This is a genomic window from Kitasatospora sp. NPDC057500, assembly GCF_042802195.1.
Classification (GTDB): domain Bacteria; phylum Actinomycetota; class Actinomycetes; order Streptomycetales; family Streptomycetaceae; genus Kitasatospora.
In genome coordinates, this window is record NZ_JBHVER010000031.1 from 22,053 (window position 1) to 43,449 (window position 21,397).

Here is a 21,397-nt window from a genome sequence, read left to right on the forward strand (position 1 = left end):
GTCACGGCTCCTCCTGCGGCCCGGCGGTGCCCAGGTACGCCTCGACCACCGCCGGGTCGCGCTGCACCTCGGCGGGCCGCCCCTCGGCGATCACCCGGCCGAAGTTGAGCACCGTCACCCGGTCCGCCACCGACATCACCAGCCGCATGTCGTGCTCGATCAGCAGCACCGTCACCCCGAGCTCGCCGTTGATCCGCCGGATCAGCCGTTCCAGTTCGCGCTTCTCGGTCGGGTTGGTGCCCGCCGCGGGCTCGTCCAGCAGCAGCAGGGCCGGCTCGGTGGCGAGCGCGCGGGCGATCTCCAGCCGCCGCTGGACGCCGTACGGGAGCGCGGAGGCCGTCTCGTCGGCGACCGCGCGCAGCCCGGTGAAGTCCAGCAGGGCGGCGGTGGCGGCGTCACTGGACCGCTCGTTGGCGCGGGCGCGCGGCAGCCGCAGCATGGCGGCGACCGGGCCGGTGCGCTGTCTGGTCTCGGCGGCGACCTTGACGTTCTCGTAGGCGGACAGGGCGGCGAACAGCCGGATGTTCTGGAAGGTGCGGGCGATGCCGGCCCGGTTCACCGCGTGGGGCTTGCGGCCGCGCCGCCGCCGCGCCGGGCCGCCGACCAGGTGGACGGGGTGCCCGGCGGTGGGCGGGGCGAACGCGATGGTGCCCTCCTGGGGGGTGCAGACGCCGGTCAGGCAGTTGAACAGCGAGGTCTTCCCGGCGCCGTTGGGCCCGATGACGGCGAGGATCTCGCCCCGGCCGGCGGTGAGGTCGACCCGGTCGAGGCTGGTCAGGCCGCCGAACCGCAGGGTGACCCCGCGGACGGCGAGCAGCGGGCCCTCCGGAGCGCCGGCGGGCGGGCCGGCCGTCACGGCGACCTCCCCTCGGGGTTCTCGGACATCGCGTCGGCGTCCGCGACGCCCTGGGCGGCCAGGCCGAGTTCGCGCCGGCGGCGGCGCGAGGGGATCAGGCCCTGCGACCGGAAGATCATCATCACCACGAGGATCCCGCCGATCCAGATCGGGATGTCCTCCTGGCGGACGAGTTCCTGCTGCTGGAAGACGGCGGGCAGGAAGGTCAGCAGCGCCGCGCCGACCACCACCCCGGTCAGCGAGCCCATGCCGCCGAAGATCACGTACGACAGCACGCTGATCGACAGCACGATCGGGAAGCTCGCCGGGTTGATGTAGCCGATCCGGGAGGCGTAGAGGACGCCGGACAGGCCGGAGACCGAGGCGCCGATCGCGAAGGCCATCAGCTTGTACCGGACGGTGGGCACGCCGGTGGCGGCCGCGGCGACCTCGTCCTCGCGCACGGCGGTCCAGGCGCGGCCGACCTTGGAGTGCTCCAGCCGGGAGAACAGCAGCAGCACGACGGCCAGCATGCCGACGAACAGGTACCAGTACGGCAGCGAGTCCAGGCCCCAGGCGTAGTGCACGCCGTCGACGTGCACGGAGAAGTGCGGGATGCCGCCCGCGCCCTGGTTGCCGCCGGTCCAGGTGTCCTTGTTGACCAGGAACAGCTGGACGATCCCGTGGAAGCCGAGGGTCACGATGGCCAGGTAGTCGCCGCGCAGCCGCAGCGTCGGCGCGCCCAGCAGCAGCCCGGCGAGCAGGCAGACCACGACGGCGATCGGCAGGACGACGAAGGGGTTGAGGGCGAACGGCGGCTTCACCGGCAGCGCCCGGGTGAAGAAGGCGCAGGTGTAGGCGCCGATCGCGAAGAAGGCCACGTAGCCGAGGTCCAGCAGGCCGGCCCAGCCGACCACCACGTTGAGGCCGACGGCGAGCAGGACGAACACCGCGACCTGGTCGACCAGGACGCGCTGGTAGAACTCGCCGGCGAACCGCGGCAGGACGATCGCCGCGACCGCCACGGCGAGCAGGAACAGCCTTCGGTTGAGCCGCCGTTCGGCGATCCGCTGCCAGCCGGCCCGCACGCCCGCGGTGCGCCGGGCGAGGCCAGGGCCGGGACCGCGGGCGCGCCAGACCTCCAGCACCGCCCACACCGCGACCGCGGCGGCCAGCCACCGGAGCAGGGCGGCCGAGCCGAGCGACTCGCGCAGCACCAGCAGGTGGTCGGTGGGCGTGCCCTGGGCGGTCGAGGTGAGCACGGTCAGCAGCACCCCGGCGGCCAGCCAGCCGCCCAGCCGCAGCAGCGGCGCGGGGACCCGCCGCCGGCGCCTGACGGCGGGGACGGGGGGCGCGCCGCTCACGCCGCCCGCCCCAGGCCCCGGCCGAGGATGCCGGTCGGGCGGAACATCAGCACCAGGATCAGCACCACGAAGGCGACCACGTCGATCCACTGGCTGGACATGCAGGACTGGCTGAGGCTCTCCGCCACACCGAGCAGCAGCCCGCCGATCATGGCGCCGCGGATGTTGCCGATCCCGCCGAGCACCGCCGCCGCGAACGCCTTGATGCCGGGCAGGAAGCCCATCTGGTAGTGCACGTTGAGGTAGGTGCCGAAGAGGAAGCCGGCGGCGCCGCCGAGCAGCCCGCCGATCACGAAGGTCTGCGAGATGACGCGGTCGATGTCGACGCCCATCAGACTGGCCGTCTGCGCGTCCTGGGCGACGGCGCGGATGCCCGAACCGAGCCTGGTGCGGTTCACCACCCGGTCGAGCAGCAGCATCATGACGACGGCGGTGCCGACGATCACCAGCTGCTGGACCCGGACCTGGGCACCGAACAGGGTGAACACCACGCGGTTGGAGTAGAGCGCGGGGACGTCGGTGCGGTCGCGGCCGAACAGCTTCCCGGCGAGGTTGAACAGGAACAGCGAGGCGCCGATCGCGGTGATCAGGTAGACCAGCCGGGGCGCGCCGCGCCGTCGCAGCGGACGGTAGGCGACGCGCTCCAGCAGGAAGGCGACGGCGGCCCCGAACACCGCGGCGCCGAGCAGCCCGGCCAGCGTGAACAGGACGGACTGCGCGCCGTGCGGCGTGGTTCCCGGGGCGGCGAGCGCCTGGGCGGTGAACAGGCCGGCGAAGCCGCCCGTCATGAACACCTCGCTGTGCGCGAAGTTGATCAGCTGGAGCACGCCGTACACCAGCGTGTAGCCGATGGCGATCAGCGCGTAGAGCGCGCCCAGGGTGATCCCGGGGACCAGGAACTGCCAGAAGTGGTCGGTGAGGCACATGGGGCGGCGCGGGTCATCCGGCGATCAGCTTGTCGACGGTGCCGAGCGCGGCGATCCGGCCGTTCCTGACCTCGTAGACGTAGATGCCCTTCTCGGTGACCTCGCCGTTGGGCTGGAACCTGATCTCCTTGCTGAGGCCCTTGTGGTCCACGGTGCGCAGGCCCTCGACGACCTTCTGGCGGTCGACGTCGGTGCCCAGCGACTTCATCACCTGGATGAGGGTGTTGGTGGTGTCGTAGCCCTCCGGCGAGTAGGTGCCCGGGGGCTGGTGGGCGAGCGCGGTGTAGTCCTCGACGAACTTCTTGGCCGCCGGATCGGCGGAGGCCGCCGCCGACAGGCACGGGCAGGTCATCTGCCAGCCCTCACTGGCGGAGCCGGCGAGCTGGATGAACTTGGGGTCGTTGGTGCCGTCGTCGGACATCGCCCTGCCGGTGAACGAGGTGTTCTCCAGGGCCTTGGCGAGCGGGGCCGCGTCGGCGTAGTAGCCGGCGTAGTAGACGGCCTGCGCACCGGAGTTGGCGATCTTGGTGGCGACCGCCGAGTAGTCGTTGGTCCCGGCGGCGACGCTGTCGCCGGTCACCTGCACGCCGTTGGCCGTCAGCTGGTTCCTGATGTTCCCGGCGAGGCCGACCCCGTAGTCCGACTTGTCGTCGAGCAGGTAGACGGACTTCACCTGGAGCACCTTGGTGAGGTAGTCGGCCGCTGCGACGCCCTGCGCCGAGTCCGGCGGGACGATCCGGAAGAAGGTCTTGAAGCCGTTGGCCGGATCGGTGAGCGCCGAGGCGGTCGCCGACGCGCTGACCGAGGCGAGGTTCGCCTGGGTGAACAGCGGCTCGGCGGCCTTGGTGGCGCCGGAGAAGGTGGGCCCGACCACGCCGACGACGCTGCTGTCCCCGATGAGCTGCTGGGCCGCGGTCGGTCCCTTGGCGGGATCGCCCTGGTCGTCGGCCTCCTTGACCTTGAGCGTGAACGGCAGGTCGCCCCGCTCGTTCGCCTGCTGGACGGCGAGCTTGACGCCCCAGTCGATGTTGATCCCGAGCTGGGCGTTGGGCCCGGTCAGCGGCCCCTGGAAGCCGATGGTGTAGGTGGGTTTGTCCGCTGCGACGGCGCCCGCGTGAGCGAGCGGGGACAGCGCCAGCGCCCCGGCCATCACCGGGACGCCTGCCATGATGATCATTCTTCTGCGCATGATGCACCTCTCGGGCGGCGCCTGCCCGGATCACGCTCGGTCGCGCGTGCCGTCCGGCGCTCCGCCGCCACCAGGGCGAAGGGCTCACCCCGCGTATCCGCTTGACCGCGGTGCGGTGGGCGAACGCGTCGTGGAAACCCACTGTACGTGCGAGCGCCCGCACCGGCCGCTCGGGAAGCCGGGCGTGCACGGGCGGTGCGCCCGCGCCGTACCGGACCCCCGCGGCCATTCGGCGCAGCCCGCCGCCGCCGACCCGCCCCGGGCCGGGCCGCGCGCCTACGGTGGGCTGGTGACCGATCGTCCGACCGGGCGGCCGCCCGCCGTGCCCGGCCCGGCCTACCTCGGGGCCGCCGCCGCCTTCGCCGTCTGCATGGCGGGCACCACCCTGCCCACCCCGCTCTACGGCCTCTACCAGGAGGAGATCGGCTTCTCCGAGCTGATGGTCACCGTCGTGTTCGCCGTCTACGCCTTCGGTGTCATCGGCGTCCTGCTGCTCGTCGGCAACGTCTCCGACACCGTCGGACGCCGGCCCGTGCTGCTCTGCGGACTGGCCTGTGCGGCGGCGAGCGCCGTCGCCTTCCTGGCCGAGGGCGGACTGCCGCTGCTCTGCCTGGGCCGGCTGCTCTCCGGCTTCTCGGCTGGCCTGTTCACCGGCACCGCCACCGCCTACGTGCTGGAACTCGCCCCGCCCGGCCGGCGGGCCCGCGCCGCGTTCGCCGCGACCGCCGCCAACATGGGCGGCCTGGGCTGCGGCCCGCTGCTGTCGGGCCTGCTCGCCGAGTACGCGCCGCACCCCCTGGTCCTGCCGTTCGCCGTGCACCTGGTGATGCTCGCCGCGTCCTTCGCCGTCACCTGGTTCCTGCCGGAGACCGTCGACGGCGCCCGCCCGCTGCGCACCGCCCGGCCGCGCCGGCCTTCGCTGCCGCCGCAGGTCCGGGGGGTCTTCGTCCCGGCGGGCCTCGCCGCCTTCGCGGGGTTCTCGCTGCTGGGCGTCTTCACCTCGGTCAGCCCCGCCTTCCTCGCGCAGGACCTGGACGTCCACAACCACGCGGTCACCGGCCTCATCGTCTTCACGGCCTTCCTCGGCTCCACCCTCGGGCAGCTCCTGGTGCCCCGGCTGGGCACCGCCCGGGCCATCCCGCTGGGCTGCCTGGTGCTGATCGCCGGGCTCGCCCTGCTGGCGGCGGCGCTCGCCTGGAACACCCTGCCGCCGCTGGTGCTGGCCGCCCTGGTGGGCGGTTCCGGGCAGGGCATGGGCCTGCGCGGCGCGGTCGGCGAGATCGCCGCCGCGGCCCCCGCCGAACACCGGGGCGGCGCGCTCTCCGCGCTCTTCGTCGTCGCCTACTTCGGCATCTCGATCCCCGTCATCGGCATCGGCCTGCTCGCCGAACCCCTCGGCCTGTCCGACGCGGGCCTGGTCTTCGCCGGCTGCATGGCCGTGCTCGCCGCCGCCTCCGGCCTCTACCTGCTGCGCCGCCCGGGGGCGGGGGCGGGGGCGGGCGGGGCCGGCTGACGGCGTGCCCGTTTTCGGGGTGGGTCGAAGGGCTTTGCCCGGCCGCCGCCCGCCCGGTGAGACTCTCCGAGGCAACAGGCCATCCGGAGAAGTGACTTGAGGAGAGTGTCCGTCATGAGGATCGCGCGTTCCCTCGTCCCGCGCGCCGGCGTCGCGCTGGGCGCCGTACTGATGGCGACCGGGCTGCTGGGCGGTCCCGCCCAGGCCGCCGACGGCGCCCCCGCCCCGGCCGTCACGGCCGCCGCCCCGGCCGCCGCGGCACCCGCCTCCGACGCCGACCAGACGGTCATCCGGGCCACGGCCGGCCTGAGCCGCGGCCAGAGCTGGTCCTCGCCCGACGGCAGCACGGTCCTGCACCAGCAGTACGACGGGCACGTCGTCCTCTACAAGAACGGCGTCGCGATCTGGACCGCCGTCGGCACCTACGGGGTCGGCACCTACTTCTACGTCCAGGACGACGGCAACCTCACCGCCTACGACGCCGCCTGGCGCCCCCTCTGGGAGAGCCGCACCGGCCGCCACCCCGGCGCCTACCTCGCCATCCAGAACGGCGGGAACCTGGTCGTCTACTACGGCGGAACCCCGCTGTGGTGGTCCAACTACCGCCCCGGCGGCGGCACCGGCCCGATCGACCCGACCGACCCCGAGTGCATCCCCACGACCCATCAGCTCTGCCCGTAGCCCCCGCCCCTGCCGCCGGTGACCGCCGGGGCCGCGCCTCCCACCGGACGCGGCCCCGGCGGTCCGCGTTCGTCCCCCGCCCGCCCGGTCGCACCGCTCCCGGTGGTGCGCGTGGACACCACCGGTGACGTCACGGAACCGTTCGCCCGCCTCCCGGGGCGGCGCCCGAAACAGCCGTCGCAGTAGTCCGATCCGAACGGCGGCAAACCTTCCACTTGCGGCACGCAGGCACATAAGCTGCTCATGACTTGGGGGAACGACCCACGGGGGAACCACATGCTTCACGCACTCGTCGCCGGCGGCGGCATCGGCGGTCTGGCCACGGCCCTGGCCCTCGCCAACGGCGGCCACCGCGTCACCGTCCTGGAGCGCCAGGACGTCTTCACCGAAGTCGGCGCCGGCGTCCAGATCGCACCGAACGGCTTCCACGCCCTGGACCTGCTGGGCGTCGGTGCCGCCGTGCGCGAGCGCGCCGTCCACGTCGACGAACTGCGCCTGCTGGACGCGCTCACCGGCAGCCCGCTCGTCGCCATGCCGGTCGGCGAGCGCTACCGGGAGCGCTTCGGCGGCCCGTACGCCGTCGTCCACCGGCGCGACCTGCACAACCCGCTGCTCGCGGCCTGCCGGGAGAGCGGCGACGTCGAACTCGTGCCGGGCGCCCCGGTGCAGCGGTTCACCCAGGACGCGGACGGCGTGGGCGTCACCACCGCGGACGGCCGGACCTTCACCGGCGACCTGCTGGTGGGCGCCGACGGCATCCGCTCGACCGTCCGCGCGCAACTGCTGGACGACGGACCGCTGCGACCCTGCGGCCACACCATCTACCGCACCCTGGTCCCGATGGAGCGGGTGCCGCCCCGGCTGCGCCGCAACGCGGTGACCCTGTGGGCCGGCCCCGGCTGGCACGTCGTCCACTACCCCGTCGCGGGCGGGGAGCAGCTCAACCTGGCCGCGGTGCTGGACGACGGTGCCACCGAGGCCGTCGCGGGCCGCCCGACCGGGCGCGACACCGTGCTGGCCCGCTTCCCCGAGCTCGACCCGGCCCCGGCCGAGCTCCTGCGGCTGGGCGAGGACTGGCGCGAGTGGGTCCTGTGCGACCGCGACCCGGTCGACGACTGGAGCCGCGGCCGGGTGACGCTGATGGGCGACGCCGCCCACCCGATGCTCCAGTACGCCGCCCAGGGCGCCTGCCAGGCCCTGGAGGACGCCGTCGTCCTCGGCGACCTCCTGGAGCACGCGCCGGCCGGCGATGTGACGAACCGCCTGGAGAAGTACGTCGAGGCCCGCCGCGAGCGCGCCGGACGCGTCCAACTGCTCGCCCGCGAGATGGGCGACATGCTCTACCACCCCGCCGGCGAGGAGGCCCTGGCCCGCGACGCGATGCTGAGCCCGCTCACCGAGGACGACCTCCACGACAAGGTCTCCTGGCTGCACTCCACCCCCGTCGGGCACGGTGCGTAGGGTGGGGTGACACCCGCCCGCCTGGGCGGCGGGAGGGTGACGCCCGACGCCGCTCGCGGCGGGTGCGGCGCCGTGGCTCAGGCGGCCGTTCGGCGGCGCGGGCGGACCATCACCCGCCGCAGGTCGCACAGGTCGACGGTGAAGTTGTCCGCCGTGGCCCGCATCCGGGAGAGGATCGTGTCGGGGCCGGTGATCCAGAGCCGCTCCACGCCGAGCCCGCGCAGCGAGCGGACGGCCTCGGGCCAGCCGATCGGGCGGACGAAGCCGTCGAGCAGCGCGGTCCGCAGCGGTTCGGGCTCGGTGAGTACCGCGCCGTCCTGGTAGGAGACGATCGGAATCCGGGGCGCCGCCAGCGGGTAGCGCGCGTACACCCGCTCCATCCGGGCGCGGACCCCGGTGAACAGCGAGGAGTGGGCGGGCGGGCGCATCGTGTAGAGCGAGTAGCCGCCGGCCCGGCTGATCGCGGCCTTGAAGCCGTCCAGCTCGGGCTCGTGCAGCGACACCATGTGGAAGTCGGCGTCCATCCGCCCGGAGACCTCGTGCCAGGAGAGCTCGGCGAGCAGCGGGTCGAGCCGCTCGGCGGGCACCCGGACGAGGGAGTGGGTGACCACGTGGCGGTGCTCGGTGGCGAAGTAGTCCCGCTCCACCCGGGCGATCTCCTCCACCAGCCGGACGGTGTCGGCGAACGGCAGCGCGCCGGTGTAGGCGAGCGCCGTGCGCTCCCCGAAGCTCGGGCCGACGCAGTACTGCGGGGCGGCGCCGAGCCGCTGCTCGGCCCACTCCGCCAGGGCCAGGCAGGCGACCAGGACGGCGACCTGGACCGGCTCGGCGTAGTCGTCCTCGGGCGGGGCGTCGGCGAGCGCGTCGACCAGCCGGTAGCCGAGCGCCTCGTCGGCCTCGGCCAGCCGGCGGCGGGCGAGCGGATGGACCATCAGGAAGGTGCCGAGGTCGCCGCGGCGCAGTGGTGACAGGGCCGGGAAGACGATCGCGGCGGTCATCGGGTTCCTCCGGAGGCGCTCCGCCCGGCGGGGCGCAGGGCGAGCCGCTCCAGCTCCCGCCGGTCGGGCTTGCCGTTGCGGTTGAGCGGGAGCCGGTCCAGCACCACGACCCGGTTGGGCTGCTCGTAGGCGGGAAGCACCGCGCAGATCCGCTCCCGCCAGTGCGCGACGTCCGCCCCGGTCTCGTCCTCGACGAAGAAGACCAGCGAGCTGCCGCGCCGCTCGTCCGGGACGGCGATCACCTTCGCCGAGCAGCCGGCCTCGGCGATCCGGGCCTCGATCCGTTCCGGGTAGAGCGTGTAGCCCATCCGGTGGACGGCCAGCTTGCGGCCCAGCACGGAGAGGTTGCCGTTCTCGTCCAGCTGCCCGAAGTCGCCGGTGCGCCGCCAGCCGGGGGTGACCGGGACCAGCGCGCCGTCCGGGCCGAGGTAGCCCTCCAACAGGTCGGGGGAGTCGACCTCGATCTCGCCGGTCTCCTTCGGGCCGAGCACGGTGCCCGCGTCGTCGACGATCCGTACGCCCATGCCCTCGACCGGCCGGCCGACGGCGACCGGGTTGGACTCGGTCGCGAAGGCGATGTTGCCCAGTTCGGTGCTGCCGTAGCTGTCCAGCAGGGGCCGGCCGTAGCGCTCGACGTACCGGTCGACCAGGGTCGGGTCCAGCGGGGCGGCGCCGCTGCAGAAGAGCCGCACGCCGGCCAGGTCGGCGGCCGGGTCGGGGCGCCGGCCGGCGATGTTCCACAGGGTGCGGTACGTGGCCGGGGTGGCGTCGAGCACCGTGGCGCCGGTCTCCCGGGCCAGGTCCATCGCCTGGTCGACCCGCCGGTAGGGGGCGACCACCAGCGAGCATCGGACCAGCCAGGCGATGAACACCATGGACAGGCCGTACTGGTGGGAGAACGGCAGCAGCGGCAGCAGCACGTCGTCGGGGCGGTGGCCGATCTGCGCGGCGTTGCGCTCCAAGTTGCGCAGGAACCGCGCGCCGGTCTTCACGATGCCCTTCGGGGTGCCGGTCGAGCCGGAGGACCACATGATCAGCCCGTCCGGCAGGGCCCGCCACGGGCCGAGGTCGAGCGCCCGGTCCCGGCCCGGGGACGGCGGCCCGGCGGCGGCCAGCAGTTCGTCGACGCGGGCCGTCCTGCCCTCGGCGGGCGGCAGCGCCTCACTGCCCACCACCGACAGCGCGGCCCGGGTCAGCCGGTGGATGCGGGTGGTCTCCTCGGCGGTGTCCTGGTGGTCCAGGAGCACGATCGAGGCACCGGCGTGGGCCAGGGCGAGCAGCACGGTGACCCAGGCGGTCGAGTTGTCCGCCTTGAACAGCACCCGGGTTCCCGGGCGGACGCCGAGGCCGGCCAGCACCCCGGCGACGCCGACGGCCGAACGCTCCAGGTCGGTCAGGGAGTGGGCGGAACCGGGGGCGAACACGGTGGCGGTCATCGGCGGGTGCGTCCTTCCGGGGTGGTGGTGCGGGCGGGGCGTCAGGTCAGCGGGAACTTCAACTGGCCCGAGGCGATCGGGTTGACGTAGTCGCTGCTGGTCATCCCGGCCTTCCTCATCGCCAGGCCGGTCAGGCCCTCGAAGATCGCCCGGCGGGCGTTCATCGTGGTGGAGTAGCCGGGGTCCAGGTGCGGCGCGACCTCGACGACGTCGATGCCGATGACGTTGGTCTCCGCGCAGATCCGCCGGAACGCCGGGAACAGCTCACGCGGGGTCAGCCCCCCTGGTTCGGGCGTGCCGGTGCCGGGGGCGTAGGCGGGATCCAGGACGTCGATGTCGAGCGACAGGTAGACGAACTCCGGGCCGTCGAGGACCTCCTCGATCACCCTGTCGAGCACCGCCGGGAAACCCAGCCGCTCGATCTCCGCCATGAAGTGGGTCCGCAGGCCGTTGCGGCGCATCCAGTTGAAGAGCGCGTCGTCCGGGCCGGACGGCGTGCGCAGGCCCACCTGGACGAAGTTCCGGCCCGGGATCCGGTGGTCCTCGATCAGCCGCCGCAGCGGGGTGCCGTGGGTGATCCGGTGGCCGAACACGTGCTCGTGGCAGTCGGGGTGGGCGTCGAAGTGGACGACGCCGACCTTGTCGGGACCGTACAGCTCGGCCAGCGCGCCGACGCTGGCGATCATCAGCGAGTGGTCGCCGCCCAGGATCACCGGGACGGCACCGAGGTCGGCGACCTCGCGGACGGTCGAGGCGATCGAGGGCAGTGACTTCTCGACGCTGAAGATGTCGACCGGGGCGTCCCCGTAGTCGACCACCTTCAGCACCTTGAACGGGCTCACCCGGGTGCTGGCGTTGATCAGCAGTTCGGGGGTGTTGAACAGGTAGCGCTCGTCGGAGCGCATGGCGCGCGGCCCGTAGGCGGCGCCCCGGTGGCCGGAGGAGGAGTCCAGCGGCACGCCGAACACCGCCACGTCCACGGCTCCCGCGCGCAGGTCCTCCTGGTTCAGGCAGACCGGCGCCCCCATGAAGGTCGGGATACCGGAATAGGCCGGCTGGAGGAAGGTGCGCCGTAAATCGATCGGACCGGGTTCGCGGGGCGATTCCTGCGAGCGGTCGACCGGAATTAGCCAGGAACCCTCGGCGTCATTGTCCGTCACGCTGATTTCCTTGTCGTTGCCTCTGCCGAATCGCGCCGGAATATGCCCGAACTGCCGGACGCCGGTTCCGAGCACGCCTTCCGGGGTGGCCTCCCGACGCCGACGGCAGGCTACGGAGGCGGCTTCGGCAGGCCAACCCCAGCGGATCCCCTACCCGGCGGAGCTGGGCGGGGCGGGGCGCCGGGCGGGGGGTGCGTCCGTGCCGCCCGGGTCCCGTTCGCACCGGAATCACCCGGACCGGCCCGGTGGGCCGGCCCGGGCTGACGATCCGGTCGGCGCCCGGCATATTCATGCCCTTTCGGGCATGCTCATCCTGTTCACATCCCGTATCCCGCCGATTCAGCAGGAGAACACCATTCCAGGAGCATAGTGTCGCTGCCGTCCTGAAATCAGAAAACATCAACGTCTGGCGCAGTGGCGGCAGAAGGCATCGGCGCAATGATCGGCCGGTCGAACGCCGCTCGGACTCCAGGGGTGCGACGGGAGGTCGCGGGCATCCGACCGGTCGCCGGAACCACGGTTGTTACCCTCGGGGAGGACGACGCAGGTGTTTGTAGAACGACAGGAGCAATTCGTCGGCTTCAAAGGCGCTCTCGACGAGTGTCTGGCCGGACACGGCAGACTGCTGTCAGTGGTGGGACCGCTGAGCAGCGGGAAGACCACCCTGCTGCGCGCGTTCGCCGAACAGGCCGACGCGGCCGGCTTCCGCGTCCTGTGGGCCACCGGCTCCCGGGCCGAGCGCGAACTGCCGCTCAGCCTGGTCAGCCAGTTCTGTCACGAACTGCCGGCCGCCACCGGCCACGCCGGGCGCGCCGAACTCGTTCGCGAGGTGCACGGCGCCTCCGCGACACTGCTCGCCGACAGCGAGCGGACCCCGCTGCTGATCGCCGTCGACGACCTGCACCACGTCGACCCGCTCTCGCTGCACTGCCTGCTCCACCTGGTCCGCCGGCTGCGTGGCGCCCGCGTCCTGGTGGTGGTCAGCGGCACCGAACTCGCCGAGCCCACCGACCCGCAGCTGTACGCCGAACTCATGGCGCTCGCCTCCGACAGCCACCACGAACTGCCGCCGCTGTCCCGCGAAGGCGTCGGCGAACTCCTCGCCGACGCCTTCGGCGCCCCGCCCGCCGACGCCCTCGTCGACGCCTGCGCCAAGGCGTCCGGCGGCAACCCCCTGCTGACCCGGACACTGATCGCCGACCTGCGCCTGGCCGGCGGCCCCCGCGTGGACCCGGACGGCCAGGTCGCGCCCGGCAGCGCCTACACCGCCGCCGCCCGCCGCTACGTGGAGCGCTGCGACCCCGTCACCCGCCGGGTCCTGGCCGCCGCCGCCCTGCTGGACCGGCGCCCGCCGGCCGGCCTGCTCACCCTCGCCCGGCTCGCCGAGGTCGACACCGCCGCCGCCCGCCGGGCCCTTACCGGCCTGGAGAACGCCGGCCTGATCAGCGACGGCCGCCTCCCGCACCCCGCGGCCCGCCAGGCCGTCCTCGACCAACTGCCGCCCGCCGCCGCCACCGACCTGCACCTGCGCGCCGCCCGGATCCTCCACGAGGACGGCTCGGCCCCCCTCCCGGTCGCCCGCCACCTGCTGGCCGCCGGCCACAGCCCGGTCTGGGCCGGGCCGGTGCTCGCGGCCGCCGCCGAGGAACTCCTCACCACCGGCGACGCCGATCTCGCCGCCGCCCTGCTGCGCCTCGCTCACGACGGCGCCACCGACGACGGCGCCCGCTCCGCGTTCAAGGTCGCACTGCTGCGGGCCGAGTGGCAGAGCGACCCCGCCGCCGCCGGCCACCGGCTCGGTCAGCTGGTGAACGCCGCCCGGGCCGGCCGGCTCGGCGTCACCGCCCAGGTCACCACCGTGCACTGCCTGCTCTGGCTGGGCCGCACCGCCGAGGCGGTCGAACTGCTCGACGCCCTCACCGCGCTGGACACCGCCCCCGACACCGACGCCGAGGAACGCGGCCGCATCCGCCTGCTCACCGCCTGGACCCGCTTCACCCACCCCGGCCTGCTGGACGCCGACCCGGTGACGCCCGGGGTACCCCGGCGCACCGCGGAGAGCGTCGTCAACACCCGCGAGGCGCTCGCCCAGGCGCTGGAGAGCGTGCTGGTCAAGGGGCCGAACAGCCTCGCGATGCACACCGCCGAACAGGCGCTTCCGCGCTCCTCGGGCCGCGGCGACACCATGACCATGTACGTCGCGGCGCTGACCGTCCTCATCCACGGCGACCGCCTGGAGAGCGCCGCACACTGGACCGACCGGCTGCTGGCCCACGCCGGCGAGCGCGGCTCCTCCTCCATGCAGGGCATGCTGACGGCGATCCGCGCCGACATCGCCCACCGCGCCGGCCGGCTCGCCGACGCCCAGCGCGACGCCGAGGCGGCCCTCGCCATGATGTCCGCCGACAGCTGGTCGGCCGCCGTCGGCGTCCCGCTCGGCACCCTGCTGCTGACGCTCACCGCCCGCGGCCGGCTCGTCGAGGCGGCCCGCCACCTCGATCGGCCGGTGCCCGACGCCATGTTCGAGACCGTCTGGGGCCTGCACTACCTGCGGGCCCGCGGGACCTACTACCTGGCCGCCGGCCGGCCCGAGGCAGCCCTCGACGACTTCACCGCCTGCGGCGACCTGATGGCCCGCTGGAACCTCGACCTGCCCTCCCTGGTCGCCTGGCGCGTCCTCGCCGCCCGTGCCTACCTGGCACTCGGCCGCCCCCAGCCGGCCCGCGTCCTGGCCGAGAGCCAGCTGACCCAGTTGGGCTCCGAACCGAGCCGCGCCAAGGCCTGCGCCCTGCGCGTGATCGCCGCCGCCGCCCCGCTCACCCAGCGCCCCACCCTGCTGCGCGAGGCCGCCGAGATGCTCCGCGCCTGCGGGGACCGGCTGGAACTCGCCCACACCCTGGCCGACCTGAGCCAGGCGCAGAGCTCGCTCGGCGACTTCCACCGCGCCCGGCTGACCGTCCGCCGGGCCTACGACCTGGCCGCCGACTGCCAGATCGACGCGCTGTGCCGGCGGCTGCTGCCGGACGTCGACGACGCCGTCCCCGAGGGCAGCGGGGAGTCCTACACCGAGGCGTTGAACTCGCTCAGCGACGCCGAGCGCAGGGTCGCCGTGCTGGCCGCCCAGGGCAACACCAACCGGCAGATCGCCAACAAGCTGCTGATCACCCTGAGCACCGTCGAGCAGCACCTGACCAAGGTCTACCGCAAGCTCAGCGTGGCCCGCCGGGCCGACCTGCTGGTCAAGCTCGGGCCGAAGGTCAGCAACATCGCCTGAGCCGCGGCTCCCGCACTCCGGACCGGACGGCACGGGCAGCCCGAACGGCTCGGACACGGCGCGGCACCCCCTGCGGGGCGCCGCGCCGTCGTCGTCGGACCGCACGGTCCGCGGCCCGCCGGTCGCGAACGGCGTCGGCTTATCCACGGTGGGGAGACTAGGGACGGCACGCACCCGTTCCCACCCCTAGCGGACCCTAGCCACGGGAGGCCGCCGCCCGCATCCGTCCGCGGTGTCCATCGAACGACGGACGGCTGTCGATCCCCCGGCCGTCGCGGACCGCACGCCCGACGGCCGAGACTGACCGCGTGACAGAAGCGGTGCACGTACGCGGCCTGCGCAAGGCCTACCAGGGAACCCCCGCCGTCGACGGGCTGGACCTGGACATCGGCGACGGAGAGGTCTTCGCCCTGCTCGGCCCCAACGGCGCCGGCAAGACCACCACCGTCGAGATCCTCGAAGGGTTCCGCGAACGCGACGCCGGCACCGTCCGGGTCCTCGGCGAGGACCCGCAGCGGGCCTCCCGCCGCTGGCGGTACGGCATCGGCCTGGTGCTGCAGAACGCCTCCGACATGGCCGACATGACGGTCGCCGAGACCGTCCGGCACTTCGCCGGCTACTACCCGGACCCGCGCCCGGTCGACGAGGTGATCGAACTGGTCGGTCTCACCGAGAAGGCCGGCCGCAAGGTCCGCACGCTCTCCGGCGGCCAGCGCCGCCGCGTCGACGTCGCGATCGGCGTCGTCGGCCGGCCCCGGCTGCTGTTCCTCGACGAGCCGACCACCGGCTTCGACCCGGAGGCGCGCCGCCGCTTCTGGGCGCTGATCCGCCGGCTCTCCGCCGAGGACGGCACCACCATCCTGCTGACCACCCACTACCTCGACGAGGCCGAGGCGCTCGCCGACCGGGTCGGCGTCATCGCCGCAGGCCGCGTCCTCGCCGTCGACACCCCGGCCGACCTCGGCGGCCGGGCCTCCGCCGGGGCCGCCGTCGGCTGGGTCGAGGACGGCGAACCGCGGCTGCTGCGCACCGACCGGCCCACCGAGGCGGTGCGGGAGCTGGCCGACCGGCTCGGCGGGGAGGTCCCCGGACTGACCGTCACCCGGCCGTCCCTGGAGGACGTCTACCTCGACCTGATCGGGAGCACACGATGACCACCGCGACCACGGGACCCGCCGGGAGCACCGCGGCCGCGGGCCCCACCCGGCCCGCCCGCGACCGGGAGCCGTCCGTCCTGCGGCTCTGCCTGGCCCGCGGCGGGGTCGAACTGCGCCAGTTCTTCCGCGAACGCACCGCCGTCGTCTTCACCTTCGCACTGCCGGTCGTCCTGCTCGCCCTGCTCGGCTCGATCTTCGACCGGCAGCTCGCCGCCGCCGGCGTCCCCGCCAGCCAGCTGCTGGCCGCCGGCATGATTGCCGCGGGCATCGGCTCGACCTGCTTCGTCAACCTCGCCGTCAGCATCACCAGCGACCGCGAGGACGGCACCCTCAAGCGGCTGCGCGGGGTGCCGATGCCGCCGGTCGCCTACTTCGCCGGCAAGATCGTCCTGGTCCTGGTGACCGCGGTCACCGAAGCGGCGATCGTGCTGACCGTCGGCGTCCTCGGCTACGACCTGCCGCTGCCCACCGACCCCGGACGCTGGGCCGCCTTCGCCTGGATCTTCGTGCTCGGCGTCACCGGCTGCGCGCTGCTCGGCACCGCGATGAGCAGCGTCCCGCGCTCGGTGCGCGGCGCGGCACCCATCGTCAACCTGCCGTTCCTCGTCCTGCAATTCGTCTCCGGTATCTTCATCGTGCCGCTCACCACGCTGCCGACGGCGCTCCAGCAGGTCGGCGCGGTGTTCCCGCTGAAGTGGATGGCACAGGGCTTCCGCTCGGTGTTCCTGCCCGACTCGGCGGCCGCCGCGGAGCCGACCGGAGCCTGGGAGCACGGCCGCGTCGCGCTGGTGCTGGCGGCCTGGTGCCTGGGAGGTCTGGTCCTGTGCCTGACGACGTTCCGCTGGAAGGGGCGGAGGGACGGTTGAGCCCCGCCGGCCTGAGGCTCGCCGCCGTGAGCCGCGCCCCCGACGAGTGGCTGCGCTGGCAGCCGCTGTGGGACGGGTACTTCGTCCTGGTCAGCGCGGCCGGCCTGGCCGGCGTCCTGCTCGCCGGCGGGGCCGACCCCGCCCGGCGGGTGGGCGCCGCCGGGCTGCTCGCCCTGCTGGTCGCCGCCCACCTGCTGGTCGGCCGCCGCCTGATCCGCGACCACCGGGGGACCGGCTGGGCAGCGGCCTACCAGGCGGGCGTGGTGCTGGTCTTCGCCGCCGCCGTCACCCTCTCCACCGCCGTCGCCTTCGCCCTGTTCGCGCTCTGCGCCCCCGCGTTCATGTCCGGCGGCCCCGTCGTCGGCGCCCTCGCCGTCCTCGCGATGAACCTGGCCTGGCTCGGCGCCGCCGCGAACGACCGGGCCTTCGACGGCTCCGGCCGGCTGCTCGCCGTCGCCGGCACCACCGTCGCGGTCCTCTCCGTCGTCCTCGGCGTCTGGGTCAGCCAGATCGTCCGGCAGAGCACCGAACGGGCCGAGCTGATCCGCGAACTGGAGGCCACCCGGGCGCGGCTCGGCCGGCTCTCCTACCAGGCGGGCCGCACCGCCGAACGCGAACGGATCGCCGACGCCGTCCACGACACCCTCGCCCAGGGCCTGTCCAGCACCCTCATGCTGCTCCAGGCCGCCCGCCCGGCCCTGGCCACCGACACCGCCCGGGCGCTGCACTACCTGGACGTCGCGGAGACCACCACCCGCGACAACCTCGCCGACGCCCGGGCCCTGATCACCGCCCGCCCGCTGCCCGAGGCCACCGCTGCCTCCCTCGTCGACGGACTGCGCCGCGAGGTCGAACGGCTCCGCGACGCGCACGGCATCGAGGCCTCGCTGCGCGTCGACGGCGCCCCCGACCCCACCGAGACCGCCCTCAACGTCGACCTGCTCCGGCACGCGCAGGAGGCGCTCAGCAACGTCCGCAAGCACGCCGCCGCCCGCCGGGTCGAGGTGCTGCTCGCCACCGACGCCGACGCCGTCCGGCTGGAGGTCCGCGACGACGGCGCCGGCTTCGCCGCCGGGACCCCCGCGGCCGGCCACGGCCTGCCCCTGATGCGCCGCCGGCTCGACCGCGCGGGCGGCGAACTCACCGTCGAATCGGTGCCCGGCCGAGGCACCGCCGTCCTGATCCGGGTGCCCAGATGACCGTCTCCGTCCTGCTCGTCGACGACCACCCGGTGGTGCGGGCCGGCATCCGCGCGATGCTCCACGGCCGGCCCGACCTGGAGGTGGTCGGCGAGGCGGTCTCCGGCACCACCGCGCTGGCCGCCGCCCGCGCGCTCACCCCCGACGTGGTTCTGATGGATCTGCGGATGCCGGACGGCGACGGGGTCGGCGCCACTGCCGCGATCCTCGCCGAACTGCCCGCCACCCGGGTGGTCGTGCTGACCACCTACGAGAGCGACGGCGACATCCTGCGCGCCGTCGGGGCCGGAGCCGTCGGCTACCTGCTCAAGGACACCTCACCCGCCGACCTCGCCCAGGCGGTGCTGGCCGCCGCGCGCGGCGAGACCGTGCTCTCCCCGACCGTCGCCGCCCGGCTCCTCGACCAGGTGCGCCGCCCCCGCCCCGAGACGCTCTCCCGCCGCGAGACCGAGGTGCTGCGGCTGGTCGCCGAAGGGCTCACCAACGCCGCCGTCGGCCGCGAACTGTGCATCACCGAGGCCACCGTGAAGACCTACGTGGTCCGGATCTTCGGCAAGCTGGGCGTCTCCGACCGCACCGCCGCCGTGATGGCGGCGGTGCAGGCCGGACTCCTCTGACCCCGGCGGGGGAGGGGGCTCAGCCGGGCAGCTCGATCGGCGCCAGGGTGCGGAACTCGTCCCCCGGACCCGGATTTCCCGCCGCCGTCCGCCCGCCCAGGTGGTGCAGCACCCCCCACACCGCGTTCAGCGCCGTGGTCACCGCCCCCTCCGCGAACCCGCCCGTCCACGACACGTCGTCCCCCGCGAGGAACACCCCCCGCTGGTGCACGGGCAGCCCGTCCTGGAGGAAGTGCGTGAACAGGCGCCGCTGGTAGCGGTACTGGCCGGGCAGGTTGCTCTTGAACGCGCCCATGAAGTGCGGCTCGGTCTCCCAGGTCACCGCGACCGGCGGCGCCACCACCCGGCTGCGCACGTCCACGTCCGGATAGATCCGGCGCAGATGGCGGAGCATCATGTCCAGCCGCTCGCCGGCCGACAGCGCCGCCGCCTTCAGCGAGTCGTCGTTCCACGTGTACGAGAGGCACATCACCGCCGGCTCGCCCGGGCCCCCGTCGAACAGGTACACCCCGCGCGGCGCCCGGTCGGTGAGCGTCATCCCCATCACCGGCCGCCCGGTGAGCCCGTCCACGTCGTGCCAGAACGGCCGGTCCACCAGCGCGAACAGCTTCGACGCCCCCATGTAGTGGGTGCGCTCGATCGCCGTCCACACCCCGGTCGGGAACAGTTCCTCCGCCGTGTCGATCCCCGACAGCAGCAGCCGTACCTGCGGGGTGACCACCGCCGCCGCGAACTCCTCCGCGCCGTCCGCGGTCTCCACCAGCACGCCCCCGCCGCCGCCCCGCGCCAGCCGGGTCACCGCCGGCCGCGGGCCCCCCGGGTGCAGGCCCGCCAGCGAGGTGCCCGCCGGCCAGTGCGCCGCCCGCCGCGGCACGTGCCGCCACAGCCGCAGCGGCAGCCGCTGCGCCCCGCCGACCAGCGCCCGGTGCCGGTCGTCGGCCCCGGTGTACACGACCCGCAGGACCTCCAGGATCGAGTTGGGGAAGTCGGTGTCCCAGCCGCCCGAACCGAAGCCGACCTGCCCGAACAGCTCCCGGAGCCGGAACGAGGCGAAGGCCGGGGAGGAGGCCAGGAAGCCGTAGAAGGACTGGTCGTCCAGCAGCGGCACCAGCCGGTTCCAGATCGCCTTGATCGTCGCGGTGTCGCGGTGGCGGATCGCCGACTCCATCGCACCGAAGTCGGCGCCCTCCTCCAGCACCTTCGTCCAGGCGTCGAACACCTCCTGGTACACCGCCGGCAGGTCCTCCGGCACCCGCGCGAAGTGCCGGGCGCCGTTGACGTCCACCACGGTGTGCGGGGTCGCCGGGGCCAACGGGTTCGGGAACGGGGCGGTCTCCAGCCCGACCAGCCCGATGTAGTGGAACAGCGTCGTCGCCGACGGCGGGAAGCGCATCGCCCCCAGTTCGGCGACCGTCCCCGGATGCCCGGGGAAGCTCGTCGTCCGCATCCGGCCACCGAGTTGACCCGACTCGAAGACCACCGGGTGCAGGCCCAGGCGCATCAGCTCGTACGCGGCGACCAGGCCCGAGATCCCGCCGCCGACCACCGCGACCCGGGTGCCGAGCCGCTCCGGCGGCAGCGAACCCAGGCCGGCGGGGTGGCCGGCCCAGCGGTCGTAGCCGAAGGGGAAGTCCGGGCCGAACATGGTGACCGGCGGAGCCGACAGCTCCGCCGCGAAGGCGGTCATGCCCCGGTGCCGTGCGGCTCGGGACAGCCGTGCGGCTCGGGCCCGTCGTGAAGTCCGGGTCCGTCGTGAAGTCCGGGCCTGCCGTACAGCTCTGGGCGCAGGTTCGCCAGGTACGGCGTCGCCCGGCGGCTCGCCGCCACCGCCCCGTGGTCCAGGTCGGCGAGGAGCAGCTCCTCGGCCGAGCCGCCGCCCTCCGCGCGGACCACCCCGTCCGGGCCGACCACCCGGCTCAGCCCGCAGTAGCCGGCCGGCCCCGGGCCGTACCAGTTGACGTACGCGACGAACAGTTGGCTCTCGAAGGCGCGCGCCGGCACCAGCGTCCTCGGCACGAACTCCCACGGACGCACCAGCGCCGTCGGGACCAGCAGCAGGTCCGTACCGGCCAGTGCGTGAGCCCGCACCGCCTCCGGGAACTCCACGTCGTAGCAGACCAGCAGACCCACCGTGAAGTCGCCCAGCCGTGCCTGGACCACCAGTTCGCCACCGGGCGTGAACACCGAGCGGTCGAACTCGCCGTACAGGTGGGTCTTGCGGTAGCGGGCCGCCACCTCACCGTCCGCGCCCACCAGGTGCACGCTGTTGCAGACTCCCTCGCCGACCCGCTCCGGCCAGCCGTAGACGATCGCCACGCCGGTCCGCCGCGCGATCGCGCGCACCCCGTCCGCCAGCGCGCCGTCGGCCGGCTCCGCCAGCGCCGCCGTGCGCGCCGCGCCCAGGTGGTACCCGGTGGCCGACATCTCCGGTGTCACCAGCAGCGCCGCCCCGCCGTCCGCCGCCCGGGCGGCCACCTCGGCCAGCCGGCCGAGGAAGCCGTCCCGGCCCGACGCGCTCCCGGTCCACGCGGACTGCCAGCACGCGACCCGCGTCGCCCCCGCCCTTCCCGAGTTGGCCGTTCCCGAGTTCGCCGTTCCCGAGGAATTCATCGTTCGTTCGTCCCGCAATCCGAGGCCGTCGTGACGTGACGGAGAACAGCTAACGGCGACCGCCACAGCCCGCAACCCCTAGCCGACTGGTACCCGTTGACCTGTGCCGGC

Annotated in this window: 17 protein-coding genes; 8 read left to right on the forward strand and 9 right to left on the reverse strand. The window is 74.1% G+C overall.

Going from position 1 to position 21,397, the window contains the following annotated elements:
• Nucleotide 1 precedes the first annotated feature (1 nt).
• From ACFU74_RS09870 to ACFU74_RS09885, 4 genes are read right to left on the reverse strand one after another with little or no spacing between them, the layout of a single operon-like run.
• Complete coding sequence (locus ACFU74_RS09870; RefSeq protein ID WP_380754477.1) at nt 2-856, reverse strand: ABC transporter ATP-binding protein; 855 nt, start codon at nt 854-856, stop codon at nt 2-4.
• A complete protein-coding gene (locus ACFU74_RS09875) occupies nt 853-2,199 on the reverse strand; it encodes a branched-chain amino acid ABC transporter permease (RefSeq protein WP_380754480.1) in 1,347 nt (448 codons plus the stop codon). The genes ACFU74_RS09870 and ACFU74_RS09875 overlap by 4 nt, the downstream gene beginning before the upstream one ends.
• Entirely contained in the window at nt 2,196-3,125 is a 930-nt protein-coding gene (locus tag ACFU74_RS09880; protein ID WP_380754482.1) for a branched-chain amino acid ABC transporter permease, read from the reverse strand. Before ACFU74_RS09880 ends, ACFU74_RS09875 begins: the two co-directional genes overlap by 4 nt.
• A 13-nt stretch (nt 3,126-3,138) precedes the next feature.
• Complete coding sequence (locus ACFU74_RS09885; protein ID WP_380754485.1) at nt 3,139-4,293, reverse strand: branched-chain amino acid ABC transporter substrate-binding protein; 1,155 nt, start codon at nt 4,291-4,293, stop codon at nt 3,139-3,141.
• 391 nt (nt 4,294-4,684) lie between these two features.
• Between ACFU74_RS09885 and ACFU74_RS09890 the strand changes: the two genes are divergently transcribed.
• The 3 genes from ACFU74_RS09890 to ACFU74_RS09900 all read left to right on the forward strand — a co-directional run bounded on the left by ACFU74_RS09890 (nt 4,685) and on the right by ACFU74_RS09900 (nt 7,969).
• Nucleotides 4,685-5,827: an MFS transporter gene (locus tag ACFU74_RS09890; protein ID WP_380754532.1), complete on the forward strand. Its 1,143-nt coding sequence runs from the start codon at nt 4,685-4,687 to the stop codon at nt 5,825-5,827.
• A 114-nt stretch (nt 5,828-5,941) separates the two neighbouring features.
• Nucleotides 5,942-6,508, forward strand: coding sequence for a hypothetical protein (locus tag ACFU74_RS09895; RefSeq protein ID WP_380754487.1), 567 nt, complete (start codon nt 5,942-5,944; stop codon nt 6,506-6,508).
• 276 nt (nt 6,509-6,784) lie between these two features.
• Nucleotides 6,785-7,969, forward strand: a complete 1,185-nt coding sequence (locus ACFU74_RS09900; protein ID WP_380754490.1) for an FAD-dependent monooxygenase — start codon at nt 6,785-6,787, stop codon at nt 7,967-7,969.
• Nucleotides 7,970-8,046: 77 nt separating this feature from the next.
• Here the strand turns inward: ACFU74_RS09900 and ACFU74_RS09905 are convergent, their stop codons facing one another.
• From ACFU74_RS09905 to ACFU74_RS09915, 3 genes are read right to left on the reverse strand one after another with little or no spacing between them, the layout of a single operon-like run.
• Entirely contained in the window at nt 8,047-8,967 is a 921-nt protein-coding gene (locus tag ACFU74_RS09905; RefSeq protein ID WP_380754493.1) for an ACP S-malonyltransferase, read from the reverse strand.
• Nucleotides 8,964-10,448: a class I adenylate-forming enzyme family protein gene (locus ACFU74_RS09910; RefSeq protein WP_380754534.1), complete on the reverse strand. Its 1,485-nt coding sequence runs from the start codon at nt 10,446-10,448 to the stop codon at nt 8,964-8,966. Before ACFU74_RS09910 ends, ACFU74_RS09905 begins: the two co-directional genes overlap by 4 nt.
• Nucleotides 10,445-11,563 (reverse strand): agmatinase family protein, encoded by a 1,119-nt coding sequence (locus tag ACFU74_RS09915; protein WP_380754496.1) that lies wholly within the window; start codon nt 11,561-11,563, stop codon nt 10,445-10,447. The genes ACFU74_RS09910 and ACFU74_RS09915 overlap by 4 nt, the downstream gene beginning before the upstream one ends.
• Nucleotides 11,564-12,110: 547 nt before the next feature.
• Here ACFU74_RS09915 and ACFU74_RS09920 point away from each other — a divergent pair.
• The 5 genes from ACFU74_RS09920 to ACFU74_RS09940 all read left to right on the forward strand — a co-directional run bounded on the left by ACFU74_RS09920 (nt 12,111) and on the right by ACFU74_RS09940 (nt 18,676).
• Nucleotides 12,111-14,837 (forward strand): AAA family ATPase, encoded by a 2,727-nt coding sequence (locus ACFU74_RS09920; protein ID WP_380754499.1) that lies wholly within the window; start codon nt 12,111-12,113, stop codon nt 14,835-14,837.
• A gap of 308 nt (nt 14,838-15,145) precedes the next feature.
• Entirely contained in the window at nt 15,146-15,991 is an 846-nt protein-coding gene (locus tag ACFU74_RS09925) for an ABC transporter ATP-binding protein (RefSeq protein ID WP_380754502.1), read from the forward strand.
• Nucleotides 15,988-16,860 carry an ABC transporter permease gene (locus tag ACFU74_RS09930; protein ID WP_380754505.1) on the forward strand — a complete coding sequence of 291 codons (873 nt, stop codon included), beginning with the start codon at nt 15,988-15,990 and terminating at the stop codon, nt 16,858-16,860. Before ACFU74_RS09925 ends, ACFU74_RS09930 begins: the two co-directional genes overlap by 4 nt.
• Nucleotides 16,861-16,886: 26 nt before the next feature.
• Nucleotides 16,887-18,059, forward strand: coding sequence for a sensor histidine kinase (locus ACFU74_RS09935; RefSeq protein ID WP_380754508.1), 1,173 nt, complete (start codon nt 16,887-16,889; stop codon nt 18,057-18,059).
• Nucleotides 18,056-18,676, forward strand: a complete 621-nt coding sequence (locus ACFU74_RS09940) for a response regulator (RefSeq protein WP_380754510.1) — start codon at nt 18,056-18,058, stop codon at nt 18,674-18,676. The genes ACFU74_RS09935 and ACFU74_RS09940 overlap by 4 nt, the downstream gene beginning before the upstream one ends.
• 19 nt (nt 18,677-18,695) lie before the next feature.
• Here the strand turns inward: ACFU74_RS09940 and ACFU74_RS09945 are convergent, their stop codons facing one another.
• Together ACFU74_RS09945 and ACFU74_RS09950 are read right to left on the reverse strand one after the other, a co-directional pair.
• Entirely contained in the window at nt 18,696-20,363 is a 1,668-nt protein-coding gene (locus ACFU74_RS09945; RefSeq protein WP_380754513.1) for a flavin monoamine oxidase family protein, read from the reverse strand.
• Complete coding sequence (locus ACFU74_RS09950) at nt 20,360-21,286, reverse strand: carbon-nitrogen hydrolase family protein (protein WP_380754516.1); 927 nt, start codon at nt 21,284-21,286, stop codon at nt 20,360-20,362. Before ACFU74_RS09950 ends, ACFU74_RS09945 begins: the two co-directional genes overlap by 4 nt.
• Nucleotides 21,287-21,397 lie beyond the last annotated feature (111 nt).

What these genes read in the sequence shown, in the direction of transcription:
- ACFU74_RS09950 (WP_380754516.1), bottom strand. Translation starts at nt 21,286, where the DNA reads ATGAATTCCTCGGGAACGGCGAACTCGGGAACGGCCAACTCGGGAAGG.
- ACFU74_RS09890 (WP_380754532.1), top strand. Translation starts at nt 4,685, where the DNA reads ATGGCGGGCACCACCCTGCCCACCCCGCTCTACGGCCTCTACCAGGAG.
- ACFU74_RS09940 (WP_380754510.1), top strand. Translation starts at nt 18,056, where the DNA reads ATGACCGTCTCCGTCCTGCTCGTCGACGACCACCCGGTGGTGCGGGCC.
- ACFU74_RS09930 (WP_380754505.1), top strand. Translation starts at nt 15,988, where the DNA reads ATGACCACCGCGACCACGGGACCCGCCGGGAGCACCGCGGCCGCGGGC.
- ACFU74_RS09900 (WP_380754490.1), top strand. Translation starts at nt 6,785, where the DNA reads ATGCTTCACGCACTCGTCGCCGGCGGCGGCATCGGCGGTCTGGCCACG.
- ACFU74_RS09880 (WP_380754482.1), bottom strand. Translation starts at nt 3,125, where the DNA reads ATGTGCCTCACCGACCACTTCTGGCAGTTCCTGGTCCCCGGGATCACC.
- ACFU74_RS09895 (WP_380754487.1), top strand. Translation starts at nt 5,942, where the DNA reads ATGAGGATCGCGCGTTCCCTCGTCCCGCGCGCCGGCGTCGCGCTGGGC.
- ACFU74_RS09905 (WP_380754493.1), bottom strand. Translation starts at nt 8,967, where the DNA reads ATGACCGCCGCGATCGTCTTCCCGGCCCTGTCACCACTGCGCCGCGGC.
- ACFU74_RS09885 (WP_380754485.1), bottom strand. Translation starts at nt 4,293, where the DNA reads ATGGCAGGCGTCCCGGTGATGGCCGGGGCGCTGGCGCTGTCCCCGCTC.
- ACFU74_RS09945 (WP_380754513.1), bottom strand. Translation starts at nt 20,363, where the DNA reads ATGACCGCCTTCGCGGCGGAGCTGTCGGCTCCGCCGGTCACCATGTTC.